This is a genomic window from Lacticaseibacillus absianus, from assembly GCF_013407595.1.
In the GTDB taxonomy this organism is placed as follows: Bacteria; Bacillota; Bacilli; order Lactobacillales; family Lactobacillaceae; genus Lacticaseibacillus; species Lacticaseibacillus absianus.
Genome location: NZ_JABEKX010000002.1, coordinates 646,673 through 662,805, shown reverse-complemented (window position 1 = coordinate 662,805; position 16,133 = coordinate 646,673). Strand labels below are relative to the sequence as shown.

The following is a 16,133-nucleotide window of genomic DNA, read 5'->3' as shown; positions in this document are numbered from 1 at the left end:
AGACTACTTGACAGCGTCCTTGAGTGCCTTACCAGGCTTGAACGCAGGAACCTTGGATGCAGGGATCTCGATCTCTGCACCGGTTTGTGGGTTGCGGCCCTTACGAGCAGCGCGTTCGCGTACTTCGAAGTTACCGAAGCCGATCAGTTGAACCTTTTCGCCCTTGGCAAGAGCGCCCTGGATGGAACTGAAGACGGCATCGACTGCTGCGGTTGCATCCTTCTTGGTCAAGCCAGTGGTTGTTGCAACGCTTTCGATCAATTCTGCTTTGTTTGCCATGATCTATTTCACCTCCGTAAATTTACGGTGCAAGCACCGCACGACCCATTCGGGGATTCCCCAAGAATGAGGAAACAATGATAAAAACCGTATCACTATTTCATCCCTAAAGTTATCACACAAAGCCCGGCGTGGCAAGGTTTAATGCACTTTTGTCACACACTTTCGCATTTGCGTGAAAATATTCTTTTGAAAATTATCGCGCCCGGTCAAACTCGCCAAACGCCGGTCACTTGCGACTTCGCGCGATCAGGTGGATCGGCGTGCCGTCAAAGTCGAACGCCGCCCGCAACTGGTTGATGAGAAAACGCTCATAGGAGAAGTGGAGCAACTCCGGATCGTTGACAAAAACCACGAATGTCGGGGGTTTCACCGCCACTTGCGTCATGTAGTAGATTCTCAGGCGCTTCCCATTAATGGTCGGGGTCGGGGTGACCGCCAAGGCGTCCATCAACACGTCGTTCAGCACCGCGCTTTGGATCCGGCGGTTCTGATTTTCTGAAACCAAAGTGATCATCGCCGGCAGGTTGCGCAGCCGCTGCTTGGTCTTCGCCGAGACAAAGATGATCGGGGCGTACTCCAAGTACTGGAATTCGTCGCGTACGTGCTGCTCGAACTCCTTCATCGTGTGGTTATCCTTGTTGGTCAGCGTGTCCCACTTGTTGACGACGATGATCACCCCACGACCCGCCTCGTGCGCATAGCCCGCGACCTTCTTATCCTGCTCACGGATCCCTTCTTCAGCGTTCAGGACCACCAAGACGACGTCGGAGCGGTCGATCGCCCGCAACGCCCGCATCACCGCGTACTTCTCGGTGCTCTCATAGACCTTGCCGCGCTTGCGGATCCCCGCCGTGTCGATCATTGTGAATTCCTGCCCGTCGTGGACGAACTTCGTGTCGATCGCATCGCGAGTCGTCCCTTCGATATCGGAGACGATCACGCGCTCCTCACCGAGGATCGCGTTGACCAGGCTTGACTTACCGACGTTCGGCCGGCCGATGAAGGAGAAGCGGATGCTGTCATCCTCCGGGGCCGCCCCTTCCGCTGGAAAGGCGGCAAAGACCGCGTCTAACACGTCACCCAGGCCGATACCATGGGTCCCAGACAGTGGGAAGGGCTCACCGAAGCCCAGCGAGTAGAAATCGTAGATATCGTTGCGGCGCTCTGGGTTGTCGACTTTGTTGACCGCCAAGACCACCGGCTTATCCGCGCGGTAGAGGATCTGGGCGACCTTCTCGTCTGCCTCAGTGACCCCTGCTTCGACGCTGGTCAAAAACAGGATCACATCGGCCTCTTCGATCGCGATCTCGGCCTGTTGGGCGATCTGGGTCAAGAACGGCTCGTCCCCCATATCGATCCCCCCGGTATCGATCAAAGCGAACTCTTTGCCGAGCCACTCCCCTTTGCCGTAGATCCGGTCGCGGGTGACGCCGGGGGTATCTTCGACGATCGAGACACGCTCGCCGAGGATCCGGTTGAAGATCGTGGACTTCCCGACATTCGGGCGGCCAACGATCGCTAATGTTGGAAGGACCATTACCTCACTGCCTTTCTGGGCCCTGAGCCCCACATCCAAGGGCCTCAGGTGCTTGATTTGATAAGATCGGCCTTGTCGTGGGCCAAACGAAGAAGGAGGGCGTGACAATGTCACACCCTCCTCCCCATCATAGTCGATGATTAGTCTTGGTCGTCGGAACCGAAGCCCTTCAGCGCGTCACCGAGCAGATCGCCCATGGAGAAGCCGGAATCATCCTGCTGGTATTCAGCCGGGATCGCGGTGTGTTCTTCACGGCGGTTGTTACGACGAGGACGGTCGTTGTTGCCGCGGTTGTTGCTGCGGGCAGGCCAGTCTTCTTCGACGCCTTCAGGCCGTTCTTGCAGTGCCTTGATGGACAGGGCAAGACGGTGCTGATCAGGGTCAACAGACAGGACCTTGACGTCGACCACTTGGCCTTCCTTCAGCACATCGTTAGGTGTCGCGATGTGTTCGTGAGAGATCTGGGAAATGTGGACCAGACCTTCAACACCAGGGAAGACTTCAACGAACGCGCCGAAGTTCGTCAGGCGACGCACGGTCCCAGACAGGACAGCGCCAGCTGGTGCTTCGGTCTCGATGTTGTCCCATGGCTGTGGCAAGGTCGCCTTGATGGACAGGGAGATCCGGTCACGTTCTGGGTCAACAGCCAGCACTTTGACCTTAACGTCTTGGCCGACCTTGAGCACGTCGCTTGGCTTGTCAACGTGGTCAAAAGCGATCTCAGACACGTGGACCAGCCCATCAACGCCACCGAGGTCAACGAAGGCCCCGAAGTTGGTCAGACGTGCGACCTTACCTTCAACAACGTCACCAGGCTGGATCTTGGAGAAGATCTCAGCGCGAGCTTCCTTCTTGTTGGCTTCAACGATCGCACGGTGGGAAAGGATCAGACGGTTGTCGTTTGGTTCAACTTCAACGATCTTGAATTCCAGTTCCTGACCCTTGTACTGAGACAGATCTTCAACGAAGTGGTCAGCGACCATGGAAGCCGGAACGAAGCCACGGACCCCAGCGTTAACGACCAGACCGCCCTTAACGACAGAGGTCACCGGTGCGGTGATGGTCTCGCCTGCATCGGCCTTCGCCTTGATCTCGGCCCAGACTTTCTGCGCTTCAAGGCGCTTCTTGGACAACAGGTACTGCCCGTTTTCTTTGTCCTTACCGATCGTGGAGATCACGACCAGGTCAAGTTCATCGCCGACATTAGCAACCGACCGAATGTCATCGATTGGCTGAGTTGATAATTCTTTCAGAGGAACGACACCTTCGACCCCGGTGCCTTCGATCCCAACGATCAGTTGCTTGTCCTCAACGGCTAGTACTTCACCCTTAACGGTGTCCCCAATATGAACGGTTTCGACTTCCTTCAAAGCGTCCGCCATGGTTTGGGCGTTCTCGTTTGCTACATTGTTTTCACTCATGCCAAAAAATCCTCCTATACGACTGTCATACAAAGACTATTGTACCTAATGAGTCAAGAAATTACCAACTATTTGTTTACTCGGCTCAGCGTTTTTCTGCGACTAGTTTCAGGATGGTCGCGACTTCCGCCTCGATCGTCATGGCACTGGAATCGATCCGGATCGCATCCGCAGCCTCGCGCAGCGGGCTGACCGCACGCGTGGAATCCTTGCGGTCACGCGCTTCGATCTCGTCTGCAAGCACGTCCAATGGCGTCTCGATCCCCTTGGCAACGTTCTCCTTGTACCGGCGCTTGGCCCGCTCGGCGACACTGGCGACCATGAAGATCTTCAGGTCCGCATTCGGCAGGACCGTCGTGCCGATGTCGCGCCCATCCATCACGATGTCGCTGGTCGCGGCGATCTGGCGCTGGCGGGCGACCATCTCTTCACGCACCTGCGGCAGTGCCGACACTTGGCTGACATTGTTGGTCGCTTCCGGTTCACGGATCGCATGCGTCACATCGACCCCGTCCATGAAGACCAGCTGCCCCTCGGGGGTCGGCTTGAAGGTGATCTCAAGGTCCTTCAGGTGCGTCATGATCGCCGCCTCGTCCCCGTAGTCCAGCCCCAGACGATGCGCCATCACCGTGGCAGTGCGATACATCGCCCCGGTGTCGCAGTAGATGAACCCCAGCTGGCTGGCGACCAACTTGGCAATGGTACTCTTCCCCGACCCGGCTGGGCCGTCGATCGCAATTTGCATAATTAATCTCTCCCGATGCGTATTTTCTCAAAAAAAGTTGAGCCGGTGGTCGGCTCAACTCTGACTACTTGACCTTGACGACTTGCCCTGGGACCAACGTGCCCTGTCCGTTCAGCGCGTAGAATTCCTGCAGGGTCATGCCGTGATTGACCGCAATGCGGTAAGCGTTGTCACCCGCCTTGACCGTGTAAGTGCCACCGGCAGTTGGACTAGCGCTACTGCTGGAAGTCGAGCGAGACGTGCTGCTTGCTGCCGAAGTCGTCCCCGAGTCAGTCTGCGTCTGCTGGCTCGATGACTCGGACTGACTCGATTGCGGGTCACTGTTAGCGGACTCAGCACTACTCGACGAGCTGGTGCTGCTGGATTGACTCGAGCTCGAACTCGTGCTGCCACTGCTAGATTCCTCCGATTGACTCGAGCTCGACTTTTCACTTTCAACTGCGATATGCGTCTTATTGCCGCCGGAACCGCCGGAATTGCTCGAGATCGCGTACATGGTGACCGGGACCAAGACGAACAGTGCGATCAACGTCCACAAGACATAGGTCAGCACCGTTGTCCCGCGGTGTTTCTTGCGAGTCGCGAGACGCGACAGGTTGCCGTCGTCGTCTCGCTCATCCTCGAATTGTTTCTCCCACGGTTTGGTTGGGTCGTTAGAGGTTGGCGCCTCCTGGTCATTTTTGTGCATAACGATCCTCCTTACTCAACTGCAACCATTGTATCATAGTTAATGTCATTGGTTATTAATTCATTTTAAAGATCGTGTGAAAAATCGCCCGCCAGTCGGTGTCCGGCCGCTGCGGCCGCAGGCCCCCCGGGGCTAGCTGAGCCAGCACCGCCGGCGTCAGCGGCCCGCAACAGGTCTCGTGGTGCGCGACTGCCGGCGAATCAAAGTGAGCGAGCAAGGCTGCGCGGTGGCAAGGTTGTGCGTTCAAGAATGCGGCCATCGCCGCAAAGCTCCCCTGTTTCTCGCCGAGTCGCGCCTGTAGCTGTGCTAGGGTCTGGGCCTCAGTGAACCCAGCTTTGATGTAGGCTTCGACCAGGCTGATCTGCGGGTCGTCCATGTCGACGTAAGCCTCCGGGTGCTGGTAGACGGTCTGGATCAGCGTCGGCTCTGGTAGTGTCTGCGCGAACTGCTGCGCGCGCTGGTAGTCCCCTGGTGCGAGCAAGAGCAAGCTCGCGCTGGGCAGACCATCACGGCCAGCCCGTCCGATCCCTTGTGTATACGCCTCCAGCGACTCCGGGAGGTGGGTGTAGACCACCAAGCGAACATCGGGCTTGTCGATCCCCATCCCAAACGCGCTCGTCGCACAGACCACCTCGAGCTGATCCGCCATGAACTGACGCTGAATCAGATCCCGCTGGCCGCTGCTCAGCCCCGCGTGGTAATACGCCGCTGTGCAGCCGCGCGCGCGCAAGTGCGCACTCGTCGCCTCCGCCTCCGCTTTGCGGTCGAAGTAGACGATCTTGGGGCCATCGACGGCGCCGATCAGTTCATCGAGGCGCGCCGTCTTCGCCGCGGTTGAGTCAACGAGCGCCACGCCCAGATAGATATTGGGCCGGTCAACGGACGCGATTATGCGGACGGGGGCCTGTAACCCCAGGCCCGTCGTGATGTCCGCCTGCACGCGGGCCGGTGCAGTCGCGGTCAGCGCCATGGTCGCCTGGGGCCGAAGCTTCTGTCGCGCTTGCCCCAGTTGCAGGTAGGCCGGACGAAAGTCTGGGCCCCACTGCGAGATGCAGTGGGCCTCGTCGATCACCAGCAGACTGATCGGCAATTGCGCTAGCCGGTTCAGTGTCGCGGGCTTCATCAGCGTCTCCGGGGCCACGAAGAGAAAGCGCGTGGCGGCAAGCCCGGCCATCACCACCTCGGCATCACCTGGCGTCAAGCGACTCGATAAGGCCACCGCCCGCTTTTCACCGCTCGCCTGCAAGCGGGCGACTTGATCTTCCATCAGCGCCAACAGCGGTTCGACGACCACCACCAGCCCGGTCATCAGCACCCCAGGAAGCTGGTAGCACAAGGTCTTCCCGCTTCCCGTCGGCAGCACGCCCAAGGCATCCTGGCCCGCCAGTGCCGCTTGGATCAGCGGCGCTTGCCCCGGCCGAAAATGGTCAAACCCAAAGCGCACCTTCAATTCTTGCTCAAGCTCATTCATTCGGCCACCGTCCTTGTAAGTCGAGGATCTGCGCCAGCCGCACCGCGAAGAAATCCGCCTCGGGCACCGCCGCCAACAGGTGATGATAATCTGGGTCCAGGGGGCGTGGCAGCGCGGTCAGCGCCCCCATCACCGCCACGGGGATCAGGGCGGTGATCGGCGGCTGCCACCCCAGGATCGTCGCCCCCAGCAGATGCTCGTTCACCGTGCTCGGGCGCAACCGCAGCTGGGTCGCGATCGTCTCGCGTGACGCACCGGCCGTCGCCAGCGCACAGGCCTGGCGGTTGCTTGCAGACAGCAACGACTTGGGTCCACCCCACAACTGGTGCAAGGTCAGCCACTCCGGGTGGGCTGCGATCACCAAGATCAGCTGACTCAGCGCGTCCACGTCGCCGAGCTGGTCGCGTAAGCCGTCTGTGGGCGCGTCCCCGACGTAATCATGACCGACGAAGCGCGCCGCCAGCCGGTTCGCGGTCGCGTCAGGCAGGGCAGCAAAGGCCGCCGTCAGTTCGCTGATCACCGTCGGCAGCGCGACGGCCCGGCTCCAGCGCCGGATCGCTTGTTGCGTTGCCCAGTCGCTGCTCACTGGCCGGTAAGCCCGCGCGTGGTAGCGGGCCTCGGAGACCACTTGCACCCCAAGCAGCAGGCGTTGTTCAAAGCCCTGAACGTCCAACTGCGCAGCGTAATGCGCCGGTAGCGGCAGCCGAGCGGCCGCCCTCTGCTTTGCCTCTGGTTGATTCAGGATCAGACCGGTCTCCGTGCGCGTCAGTGCGCCTGCGCGCACCAAGCGCTCGACCGCCGCTTGAAAATCTTCGCGCGCCAGCGTAGGGTAGAGTTGAAGCCACTGGAGCTGCGCGTGCTCAAGGGCCGCGTACAAGTTGGACAGCGTTTTTTTGCCGACCAGCAAGAGGTACACGGCGATCTCACGCCGCGGCTTGGCGGAAAAAAATTGGATCACGAGGTCTTCCAGCATAACTGCCTCCCAGGAGATGAATTCTAATATGCCATTATACGCCAAGGTGGACCGCGCCGCATGCATTGCGTGCGGTCGGTGTCAGATGCTTGCCCCCGAGCTCTTCACCTACGACACAGAGGGGATCGCCAGCGTCACCCTCGACGCCAATACCGGCACGCAACCGCTGACGCCGGCACAGGCGATCGACTTCAAGCTCGCCTACACTCGTTGCCCCACCGGCGCGATCGAGCGACGCGAGACCCCGTTCGACTGACCGCGCCGCTCAGGGCCACCCCTAAACAGACACAAAAAACACAGCCCGTGCGGTGCCCCGGAGTTGGCGCGTTGTCCAACCCTGGAAAGTCACATCACGGTCTGTGTTTTTTGGTTGCTAGGTCCTCAGTGCAGGTGCGGCACCTGTGCGGCGCGTTGTTGCTTTTCCAACCACGGCATCAAGGCTTTGGCTAGGGCGAAGAAGACGACCGAGACCACTACGCCCTTGATCAGGTTGAACGGCACGACCCCGATCAGCACGTATTTGGCCGTCGACATGCCCAGCTGGAAGTTCATGACGGCCAGGTACGCCGGCATGATCAACACTAAGTTGAGCACGCTCATGATCACGGTCAGGCTGAGCGTGCCCCCGATCAGACCCGTGAGCTGACGCCCGATCGAGTTCTTATTCTTCATCAGGGCGACCACCGGCCACATGAACCCGCAACTCGCCACGAACGATGCGGCATCCCCGATCAGGTTGATCACCCCACCGCCGGTCAGCACATAATGCAGCAGACTGCGAACGAAGGCGACCATCACGCCGCCGACCGGACCGTACAGTAGCCCCCCAAGCAAGACCGTCAGATCAGACAGATCCAGCTTGAGGAACGGAAACGCCGGCAGGATCGGAAACGCCAAGAACATCTGCAGGATGAACCCCACTGCCGCCAGCAACGCCACACCGACCAAGCGGTGCACTTTAGAACCAGACATACAAAAACCCTCCAAGTGGTTGCTTCAGAGGAGCAAAAAAGACCCACTACCCCCGGGGAGATAACAGGTCTTTGATTTGAATGTTGGCATTCAAAATAAAGCCCCATCTTCTTTATCTAGACTTTAACTATCGGTACCGGAATCACACCGGATCGGCCGCGTTGCCGCGGGTCGTGGACTTTTACCACCGGTCGGGAATTGCACCCTGCCCCTGAAGACGAACCGAATATTTAATTACTCACTTATTGTAACCACGAGGGGCACGACTGTCAACCCTTTTCGGCAACCGTTTTCAGTGCCTGGATCTCGATCGGCTTCAACGCGCGGTGCTCGCCGGAGACGAGGCCTTCCAGTGTCAGTGGCCCGTATTCTGTCCGGGACAGTTTGAGCACCGGGAAGCCCAGCGTCTTGAACATCTTCTTGACCTGGTGGTTGACCCCCTGGTGGATCGTCAGGGCGATGATCGCAGTCCGCTTGGCCTTGTCGACCGACATGATATGGAACCGCGCCGGGGCCAGCTTTTGCCCCTCGACGACGAGCCCATCACGCAGCGGCATCAGCTGAGTGCGTGTCGGGATCCCTTGGACCTTGGCGACATACTTCTTGTCGACCTTGAAGCTGGGGTGCATCAGCATGTTGGCGAAGTCGCCGTCATTGGTCATGAGCAGCAGGCCAGAGGTGTCGTAATCAAGCCGCCCCACCGGATACAGGTGCTCCTGAACGTCGTCGAAGTAATCGGTCACGACCGCACGGTGCTTGTCATCAGTCACCGCGGTGATCACGCCGCGCGGCTTATAGAACAGGTAGTAGCGCTTGCGCTCCTTGCCCAGTGGGACCCCGTCGACGAGCACCTCATCTTGCGGGGTGACTTTGACGCCCATCTGCGAGACCACGGTCCCGTTGACTTCGACGTGGCCGGTCCGGATCAGCTCCTCAGCTTTGCGGCGAGAGGCGACCCCTGCGTTGGCGATCACCTTCTGCAGGCGTTCTTCATTCGATTGCATTGTCTTCTCCTTCTTCATCATCCAAGGCAGCTTCAAAATCGGCGAACAGGTCGACTTCAGCCGGCGCTTGGGCTTCACCCAGCGCCGGTAGGTCGTCTAGCGTGGTCAGACCGAAATAGTCCAGAAAAAACGGGGTGGTGGCATACAGGATCGGACGCCCAGGCGCCTCTTTGCGGCCGGCCTCGCGGACTAAGCGCCGCGCCGCCAGGGTCGTCAACGCACCGGAGCTTTGCACGCCGCGGACCTCATCGATCTCGATGCGCGTGATCGGCTGCTGATAGGCGATGATCGCTAGGACTTCTAACGCTGCCTGTGAGAGTCCCTGCGCCGGCGGCCCGGCAAAGTATTTCTTCAGGGTCTCACCGAACGCCGGCTTGGTCAGCAGGAAGTAACGGTCTTCGGACTGCTGGATCATCACCCCACGGGTGGGGTCATTCGCCAGCTGTTGCTGGTAGGTCTCAAGTTGCTGGCGCATCGCCGCACCGCTGATGTTGAGCAGCGTCGCAAACTCGCTCAGGTCAACCCCGGCCTCCCCCGCCGTGTACAGGACAGCTTCGATCAGTGGTTGCATCAGGCGACCTCCTTCATCATCACCGTGATCGGGGCGAACGGCTCCGCCTGCTCGCATTCGATCCGGTCGTTTTTCATCAGTTCCAAGATCGCCAAGAACGTCGTGACGACGCCTTCGACCGTATGCGCGGCGATCAACCGCTCGAAGTTGCAGGTGTGCCACTGCGCCAGGTTCGCGAGGACCTCCCCGATCCGCTCGTCGATGGAGATCGGCTCTGCCTCGATGTGGGCGATCGTCTGCGCCGTCGCCAGCTGGCGCTGGACCACCGCTGACATCGCCGCGGTCAGGTCGCGCAGCTTGACGGCACCGGGATGGATCGGCACCCGAACGTCGGCATCCGGTAGGGTCTCTGGCTTGGCGTACGAGCGCGCTCGGGCCTGCTCGTAGGCCTTCAGGTCGCCGGCCGCCTCCTGGTAGACCTGATAGGTCAGCAGCTGGGCGACCAGGTCCGCGCGCGGATCGACATAGTCGGTGTCGTCTGGCTCATCTAGCTCGGGCTGTGGCAAGAGCAGCTTGCTCTTGAGCGCCATCAGGCTGGCGGCCATGACAAAATAATCACCAGCCACATCCAACCGCAGCTCCTGCATCTGGTGCAGGTAGTCGAGGTACTGGCTGGTGATCTGTGCGATCGGGATGTCATAGATATCGACTTCATTGGTGCGGATCAGGTGCCACAGCAGGTCGAGCGGCCCGGAGAAGTCATTCAGCACTAGTGTCAGTGCCATCTGGATCCTCTTTTCTACGTTGGTTGAAAGCGGCGATCAGCGGTGCGGTCTCAAGCGTCCCCATCAGCTTGCGGTCCGGGTATAGGTGCTGCAGGTCGGCCAACACGGCGAATTGCGTCGCGGTGTCACGCACGGCCGGCGATAGCGATAAGTGCCGGACCAACGCGAATTCAGCGCCGAGCTCGACACCGACGACGCCTTCAAAGTCCGAGCCGATCGCCTCGCGGTACAGGTACAGCAGGTGGGTGTTGTCTTCGGTGTACAGCCTGAGCTCTGTCTTCAGGTGGTCCATATCCTTGAGGTCAGGCACGAAGGACAAGAACCCCATCGCGATCTTCGCGTAATCGTTCTTGTATTTAGTCAGCATAAAACAAGCCTCCCACATTAACTACTCTCACACGCTACGATACCATAGCTTGCGGCTTCCAGCAATCAAAACGCGCGCGTCAGCCGCGGGGATGGGTCTCGTGGTAGACCGCCACGATCTTCTTGTTGCTCAGGTGGGTGTAGATCTGAGTCGTGCTAATGTCTGAGTGACCGAGCAGCTCCTGCACCACCCGCAAATCCGCGCCGTTTTCGAGCAAGTGGGTAGCAAAGCTGTGCCGCAATGTGTGTGGCGTCACGTTCTTCTGGATGCCCAACGCGTCAATGTAGGCCTTGAGGTTCTTCCAGATCCCCTGGCGCGTCAGCTGCCGCCCGTGAAAATTAACGAACACGGTCACCGGTGCGGTCTTGCGCGTCAGCTGTGGGCGGGCTGAGCCGAGGTACTGCTGGACCCAGTCGACGGCCTGCGGACTGATCGGCACGATCCGCTCCTTATCGCCCTTCCCGGTCACCTGAAGCAGGTTCAGCGTCAGGTGCATCTGGTCGAGCCGCAGGTTGACCACTTCCGACACCCGCAACCCCGTCGCGTACATCAGCTCGAAGATCGCCCGGTCACGCAGCCCCAGCGGCTTGGTCACATCCGGTGCCGCCATCAACCGGTCAATCTCTGTGTTCGACAGCGTGGCCGGCAGGTGCTGTGCCGGCTTTGGTGAGTCGACCAGCGTCATCGGGTCAAAGTCGATCAGCGCCTCTTGGATCAAGTAACGGTAGAAGCGGCGCATCGCGCTGATCATGCGGCTCATGGAGCTCGCCGCCTTCAGCCCGTTCTGGTCGCTCAAGAAGGCTTGGATCACTGCAAGGTCCTCGGGAAATTGCGTCAGCGGCTGCTCGGCCAGCCACCCCGCGAATTCGCGCAGATCCTGCCGGTAACTGGTCTGCGTCGTCGCGGCCAAGCCACGCTCAACGTCGAGGTAATGGATAAAATCACTGATCAGATCATCCATAAGTGCACCTCTAATCGTGTGTCGTCAGTTCGGTCTGGCCATCGCGTTGCTGGATCAGCTTCGCCTTCATCAAGTGGCCCAAGGCCCGTTTGAAGGCCCCCTTGCTGATCCCGAAGGCCTGCTGGATCGCCGCCGGATCGCTTTTGTCCGTGTAGGGAATGACTTTGTTCGGACTGTGTTCCAGTACCGCCAGCACCATCGCAGCATCATCAGAGATCGCCTCATAAGCGCGTGGCTTGAGCGATAGGTTCAACACGCCGTCGTCGCGCACCCCGATCACCCGCGCAGAGACGACTTCACCGAGGCGGGGTTCCGCGTCACGCTCCGCCGGGTGGATGAAGCCGAGGTAAAAATCATCGGTCAGGACATGCGTCCCCGCCATCTTGAGCCGGTACACCGTGCCGGTGACGTCTTGATTCATCATCGCCGGCTTAGCCTGGTTCGCCACCGCCTGAATGATCGATTCGTCGGCCAAGTTGCCCCACAGCCGGTGCTTCTTGTCAATCATCAGGTCGACCATCAGCTTGTCACCACGGTTCGGCCACAGCCGCGCCAGCTCTGGCAGCTGGTCGAGTGAGACCACGATGTCTTTGTCAGGCAGCCCGATGTTGACGAAGACGCCCAAGTCCCGGCGCACCTCGACCACCGTCCCGAAGGCGTAGTGGTCGTGCCCGATCGTCGGGATCTTGGTCGTCAGCCGCGCATTGCCCTGCGTGTTCTCGTAAGCAAAGCCGGTCAACGCCGACCCGATCGCCGGGAGCACCTCGAACTCAGCCCCATCGATCGCCATCGTCACGCCTGCATACTGGGCGAAGACCTGCTTATCATTATGATCGGTGACCGTCGCCTCGATGATCTGACCATTGAATTTCATCTCTGTTCCTCCTCTATAACTCCGTGCCGGTCAGCGACCGGGCAACAGGTTGAAAACCGTCAAGACGACATACGTCATCCCGCTTGCGATCACTGGACCGGCCGCGATCCCGCGCAACAGCACGACGCCCATGATCGTGCCGAAGACTAGGGCGACCGTCATCTCGGGGCTCTGTGCCAGCAAGCCAACGCCCTTGGCCGACAGCACCGCGACTAGGACCCCCATGGCGATGGCGATCCAGCCGGCCGGGCTGCGCAGCACGCGGACCAGCTCCCGGACCCCGATCTCTCCGGTGGCGATCGGGACCATGATCGCCGCAGAGATCACGGTGACCCCCCAGTTGATCCCTTGTCCCTGCAGTAACTTCAGCGCTGGGTGGAAGGCGGGGATCAACTTCAACACCATCACCACCGCGACCCCGATCAGCAGCGACTGATTCTTCGCCAGTGCGGCGATCGCCAATACGGCGCCCAAAAAGATCCAGCTTTCCATATGCTCCTCCTCGATCTGTGCTGTTGCTATTCTACTTGAGTTGACATAAAAATGCAAAGCCGGGCTCACCCACACCGCGCCGGCGTCATCCCAGTGCAGACCAAGCACCGCCGCACCGTGATTCGCAAGACGAACCATGGTGCGGCGGTGCTTGGGTTAGGTCAAGCCGGTGTCTTCACCCGGTCGACCGATGTGCGTGGCTTAAAGCGCGTTGGTCGCGCCCTTGTAGATGATCCCACGACGGGAATCAACGGTGATCACTTGGCCATCGGTGATGGCGTTCAACGCGCCTTCTGCCCCGACGACGACCGGGATGCCCATGGCGATGCCGACCACTGCCGCGTGGCTGGTCAGCCCACCGTTTTCAACGACCAGGGCCGAAGCCTTTTCGATCGCTGGCAGGTAATCCTTATCGGTCGTCTTCACGACCAGGATGTCACCCTTTTGCATCTTTGCCGCGGCTTCCTGCGCGTTGGTGGCGAGGACCGCCTTACCGACGGTGGATTCGTCGCCGACACCGGACCCTTCGACCAGCTTGGAGCCGATCAACTGGACCTTCATCACATTGGTCGTGCCGGTCTCGCCGACTGGCACCCCTGCGGTGATCAGGATCAGGTCGCCTTCTTCAGCGAAGCCGAGTTCCTGGGCCTTCTTGGTCGCCAAGTCGAACATGTCATCGGTGGATTGTGGCGCTTCCGCGATGATCGGGTAGACGCCCCAGTTAATCATCAGACCGCGCTGGGTCTTTTCATCAAAGGTAATCGCCAAGATGTCTGCCTTTGGCCGGTACTTGGAGATCATGCGGGCGGTGAAGCCGGACTTCGTGGCCGCAACGATGGTCTTGACGCCCAGGTTACGCGCGGTGTGCGCAACGGCCTGGCCGACAGACTCGGTGATATTGGCGTTCGAGTACGCCTTGAGGGCGAACGCGTCCTGGTCCTGCATCGCCTTTTCGGTGTACTCGTCGATCCGTGCCATTGCGGCAACGGATTCAACTGGGTACTCCCCGTTCGCGGATTCGCCGGAGAGCATCGTCGCGTCGGTCCCGTCGAAGACGGCGTTGGCCACGTCGTTCACTTCCGCACGGGTCGGGCGTGGGTTCTCCTGCATGGAATCCAGCATCTGGGTCGCCGTGATGACTGGCTTGCCCAGTGCATTACACTTCTTGATGAGCGACTTCTGGACCAGTGGGACGTGTTCGAACGGGATCTCGACCCCCATGTCCCCACGGGCGACCATCAGACCATCAGAGACCTTGATGACATCGTCAAAGTTGTCGATCCCTTCTTGAGATTCGATCTTCGGGAAGATCTGGACGTTCAGGGCATCCTTTTCTTCCAGCAGTTCACGAATATCCAAGACGTCTTGCGGCTTGCGGACGAAGGACGCGGCGATGTAGTTGATCCCGTTGTCCAGGCCGAAGCGGATGTCATCGGCATCTTTTTCGGTGATCCCTGGCAGGTTGATCGCAACACCAGGGGCGTTCACGCCCTTGCGACTGCCGAGCACCCCGTCGTTTTGAACGGTCGTGACCAGTTCACGGTTCGCTTCGTCTTTCTCGGTGATCAAGCAATCGATCAGCCCGTCGTCAAACAGAACGTGGCCACCCACATGGGTGTCGTCGTACAGACCTGGATAGGTCACGGCGATCTTCTCTGGGGTCCCGTCAAGGCTAGCGTCCATCGAGATACGGAGCACGTCGCCCGTGTGTAGCTCGATCTTGCCATTCGGCGTTGCCTGCACGGTGGTACGGATCTCTGCGCCCTTCGTGTCGAGCATGATGCCGACGGTCTTGCCAGTGATCTTCTCCGCTTCGTGCACCATGTTCATGCGTTCAAGGTGTTCTGCGTGATCACCGTGAGAGAAGTTAAACCGGAAAACGTTAGCCCCCGCTTCGATCAACTTGACGATGATGTCTGTCGTGTTACTTGCTGGCCCAAGCGTGCTAACGATCTTGGTCTTTTTCATAAATGAAATCGCTCCTTTGACAATTTTTTAATGCCGACTTTAACGTCAGAATTAACTCGATTAGTAGGACAGGTCCTCTGCTAACTTATAGAGGGACAGCTCGGTCTCGTGCTTGGCGTTGAAGAGGTCAAGCATCGGGTGGTTGACCAGCTGGTTGTTCTGGATCCCGACGGCCAAGCCGCCTTTGCCCGCCATCAGCAGTTCAACGGCGTAAGCCCCCATCTTGGACGCCAAGACGCGGTCCTTAGCGGTCGGGTTGCCACCGCGCTGCACGTGACCGAGGACGGTCGCGCGGGTCTGGAAGTCGCCGTAAGCATTGAGCTTCTTGGCGAATTCATCCGCGTGCATGACCCCTTCCGCCAAAACGATGATCGCATGCTTCTGGCCCCGCTCGCGGCTGGACTTCAGCTTGTTGGCGACGGATTTGACGTCGAAGTCATGCTCAGGGATGATGACATCGGCGGCCCCACCAGCGACCCCGGCCCAAAGCGCGATGTCGCCGGCGCCGCGGCCCATCACTTCGACCACGAAGGTCCGTTCGTGAGAAGCGGCCGTATCGCGCAGCTTGTCGATGGCGTCCAGCGCAGTGTTGACCGCAGTGTCGAAGCCGATCGTGAAGTCCGTGTAAGGAATATCGTTATCGATCGTGCCTGGCAGACCGACGGCGTTGTAGCCGTGTTCGGTCAGCTTCAGCGCCCCGTGGTAAGAGCCATCGCCTCCGATAACGACCAGCGCGTCGATCCCGAACTTGTTGAGCTGCTCGATCCCCTTGAGTTGGGTGGCTTCCTGCTCAAATTCAGGGTAACGTGCGGAGTACAACATGGTCCCGCCGCGGGAGATCACGTCGCTGACCGTTGCGGCTTCCATCTTGAAGATGTCGCCCGCAACCAGCCCAGCGAACCCGTAATTGATCCCGAAGACTTCGAGGCCTTCAGTAATTGCCTTGCGTGCAACGGCACGAACTGCGGCGTTCATGCCTGGTGCATCGCCGCCACTGGTCATAATCCCAATGCGTTTCATCATTTCACCTCATGCGTTTTCTTTTAGGGACCATAACAGCCCCCAAATACTGATTAAGCATA

Annotated in this window: 18 protein-coding genes and 1 riboswitch; of the genes, 1 reads left to right on the top strand and 17 read right to left on the bottom strand. The window is 59.5% G+C overall.

Annotation, left to right across the window (positions count from 1 at the left end; genetic code table 11):
• Positions 1–3: 3 nt before the first annotated feature.
• The 7 genes from HII33_RS08495 to HII33_RS08465 all read right to left on the bottom strand — a co-directional run bounded on the left by HII33_RS08495 (position 4) and on the right by HII33_RS08465 (position 7,117).
• Positions 4–279 (bottom strand): HU family DNA-binding protein, encoded by a 276-nt coding sequence (locus tag HII33_RS08495; RefSeq protein WP_179395372.1) that lies wholly within the window; start codon positions 277–279, stop codon positions 4–6.
• Between the two features lie 229 nt (positions 280–508).
• Positions 509–1,819 (bottom strand): ribosome biogenesis GTPase Der, encoded by a 1,311-nt coding sequence (der, locus tag HII33_RS08490; protein ID WP_179395371.1) that lies wholly within the window; start codon positions 1,817–1,819, stop codon positions 509–511.
• Positions 1,820–1,959: 140 nt separating this feature from the next.
• Complete coding sequence (rpsA, locus tag HII33_RS08485) at positions 1,960–3,240, bottom strand: 30S ribosomal protein S1 (RefSeq protein ID WP_179395370.1); 1,281 nt, start codon at positions 3,238–3,240, stop codon at positions 1,960–1,962.
• 85 nt (positions 3,241–3,325) lie between these two features.
• Positions 3,326–3,985: a (d)CMP kinase gene (cmk, locus tag HII33_RS08480; protein ID WP_179395369.1), complete on the bottom strand. Its 660-nt coding sequence runs from the start codon at positions 3,983–3,985 to the stop codon at positions 3,326–3,328.
• 64 nt (positions 3,986–4,049) lie between these two features.
• Positions 4,050–4,673, bottom strand: a complete 624-nt coding sequence (locus HII33_RS08475; protein ID WP_179395368.1) for a LysM peptidoglycan-binding domain-containing protein — start codon at positions 4,671–4,673, stop codon at positions 4,050–4,052.
• 55 nt (positions 4,674–4,728) lie between these two features.
• A complete protein-coding gene (locus tag HII33_RS08470) occupies positions 4,729–6,144 on the bottom strand; it encodes a RecQ family ATP-dependent DNA helicase (protein WP_179395367.1) in 1,416 nt (471 codons plus the stop codon).
• Positions 6,137–7,117, bottom strand: a complete 981-nt coding sequence (locus HII33_RS08465; protein ID WP_179395366.1) for a YpbB family protein — start codon at positions 7,115–7,117, stop codon at positions 6,137–6,139. Before HII33_RS08465 ends, HII33_RS08470 begins: the two co-directional genes overlap by 8 nt.
• 28 nt (positions 7,118–7,145) lie before the next feature.
• Between HII33_RS08465 and HII33_RS08460 the strand changes: the two genes are divergently transcribed.
• On the top strand, positions 7,146–7,373 hold the full coding sequence (locus HII33_RS08460) for a ferredoxin (protein WP_179395365.1): 228 nt from the start codon (positions 7,146–7,148) through the stop codon (positions 7,371–7,373).
• 125 nt (positions 7,374–7,498) lie between these two features.
• On the opposite strand, the gene HII33_RS08455 is transcribed toward HII33_RS08460, so the two are convergent.
• The 10 genes from HII33_RS08455 to pfkA form a co-directional block, all read right to left on the bottom strand.
• Positions 7,499–8,089, bottom strand: coding sequence for an ECF transporter S component (locus tag HII33_RS08455; protein ID WP_179395364.1), 591 nt, complete (start codon positions 8,087–8,089; stop codon positions 7,499–7,501).
• A gap of 101 nt (positions 8,090–8,190) precedes the next feature.
• Positions 8,191–8,312, bottom strand: a riboswitch (FMN riboswitch).
• 46 nt (positions 8,313–8,358) lie between these two features.
• Entirely contained in the window at positions 8,359–9,093 is a 735-nt protein-coding gene (locus HII33_RS08450) for a pseudouridine synthase (RefSeq protein ID WP_179395363.1), read from the bottom strand.
• Positions 9,080–9,664 (bottom strand): SMC-Scp complex subunit ScpB, encoded by a 585-nt coding sequence (gene scpB, locus HII33_RS08445; RefSeq protein ID WP_179395362.1) that lies wholly within the window; start codon positions 9,662–9,664, stop codon positions 9,080–9,082. Before scpB ends, HII33_RS08450 begins: the two co-directional genes overlap by 14 nt.
• A complete protein-coding gene (locus tag HII33_RS08440; protein WP_179395361.1) occupies positions 9,664–10,389 on the bottom strand; it encodes a segregation and condensation protein A in 726 nt (241 codons plus the stop codon). The genes scpB and HII33_RS08440 overlap by 1 nt, the downstream gene beginning before the upstream one ends.
• Complete coding sequence (locus HII33_RS08435) at positions 10,364–10,756, bottom strand: N-acetyltransferase (protein ID WP_179395360.1); 393 nt, start codon at positions 10,754–10,756, stop codon at positions 10,364–10,366. The genes HII33_RS08440 and HII33_RS08435 overlap by 26 nt, the downstream gene beginning before the upstream one ends.
• A 79-nt stretch (positions 10,757–10,835) precedes the next feature.
• Entirely contained in the window at positions 10,836–11,717 is an 882-nt protein-coding gene (xerD, locus tag HII33_RS08430) for a site-specific tyrosine recombinase XerD (protein WP_179395359.1), read from the bottom strand.
• Positions 11,718–11,727: 10 nt separating this feature from the next.
• Positions 11,728–12,591, bottom strand: a complete 864-nt coding sequence (locus tag HII33_RS08425) for a CvfB family protein (RefSeq protein ID WP_179395358.1) — start codon at positions 12,589–12,591, stop codon at positions 11,728–11,730.
• A gap of 30 nt (positions 12,592–12,621) precedes the next feature.
• A complete protein-coding gene (locus HII33_RS08420) occupies positions 12,622–13,083 on the bottom strand; it encodes a DUF441 domain-containing protein (RefSeq protein ID WP_179395357.1) in 462 nt (153 codons plus the stop codon).
• Between the two features lie 201 nt (positions 13,084–13,284).
• Positions 13,285–15,051, bottom strand: coding sequence for a pyruvate kinase (gene pyk / locus HII33_RS08415; protein WP_179395356.1), 1,767 nt, complete (start codon positions 15,049–15,051; stop codon positions 13,285–13,287).
• 60 nt (positions 15,052–15,111) lie between these two features.
• The gene (gene pfkA / locus HII33_RS08410; protein ID WP_179395355.1) at positions 15,112–16,071 is read right to left on the bottom strand and encodes a 6-phosphofructokinase; all 960 of its coding nucleotides are present in this window, start codon (positions 16,069–16,071) and stop codon (positions 15,112–15,114) included.
• Positions 16,072–16,133: the final 62 nt, after the last annotated feature.